The 922-nt window shown below is 71.3% G+C and carries 1 protein-coding gene and 1 pseudogene; both read right to left on the minus strand.

Annotation, left to right across the window (positions count from 1 at the left end):
• Nucleotides 1–31: 31 nt before the first annotated feature.
• Nucleotides 32–676 carry a DUF742 domain-containing protein gene (locus E1265_RS36550; RefSeq protein WP_132935225.1) on the minus strand — a complete coding sequence of 215 codons (645 nt, stop codon included), beginning with the start codon at nt 674–676 and terminating at the stop codon, nt 32–34.
• A gap of 103 nt (nt 677–779) precedes the next feature.
• Nucleotides 780–922 (minus strand): annotated as a pseudogene (locus E1265_RS36555) (roadblock/LC7 domain-containing protein); the annotation flags it as partial.

Consider the following 922-nt stretch of genomic DNA (forward strand, 5'->3'; position numbering starts at 1 on the left):
GGACGGCGGCGGCGCGGTCAGACCGGCGTCGTTAGAGCTTGCGAAGTCCACTGAGCACCCTTTCGAGCAGTGTCACATCAGGCTGACCGCCGGGATCCCCGTCATGACCCGGCTGGTGAATGGCGACCAGGCCCGCCTCGGCGAGATCGGCCACCAGGATCCGGGCCACCCCCAGCGGGAGTGAGAGCAGCGCGGACACCTCGGCGACGGACTTGACCTCGTAGCAGAGCTGGCAGATCCGCTGGTGCTCCGGCAGCTGCCCCTGGAGCTGCACCGGATCCGCCGTGGTGCTCACCAGCGCCTCGATGGCCAACTGGTACCGCGGCCTCGTCCGGCCACCGGTCATCGCATAGGGACGCACCAACGGCTGCTGGGGCTCGCCGTCAAGCTGCCGCCGCTGGTGGCCGGGACGCCGGGTGGCGGGCGGCTGCCAGTCGTCCTGGCCGCCGCCGCGTCCGCCGCCGTCTCCCGGCGGCCGGGCCGCGCCCGGTGTCGAGGCGGGCCCGGCGTCCGCGCCATGGCCGGGCTCGCGGAGCGGCGGCGTGCGCCGCTCCGGAGTGGGGCGCGGGCGGGAACCGCTTGGCGCCGAAGGGAAGTTGAAGCGCCCCGGCCGCGCGCCGCCGTGCGGCTGTGCCGGGTACTCGTTACCGTATGGTCCGCCTGGGGGCGTTGCCACAGATCCTCCTCCGACTGCCTTCGCTCTTCGAGCGGATGCCGAACTCATCGCCCGACTGTCCCGCACCTTATGATGTGGGGCCCCAATCCGCACAAGTCATCTGCTAGTTGAGCAGGCTCCCCTGCAGTTCGGCGCGGAGGTCGGGCGTCAGAACGGTACCGGCACGATCCACCAGCAACGCCATCTCGTACCCCACCAGACCGATATCGGCCTCCGGATGCGCCAACACCGCCAACGACGAACCAT

The sequence above is a fragment of the Streptomyces sp. 8K308 genome (assembly GCF_004348315.1).
Taxonomy (GTDB): domain Bacteria; phylum Actinomycetota; class Actinomycetes; order Streptomycetales; family Streptomycetaceae; genus Streptomyces.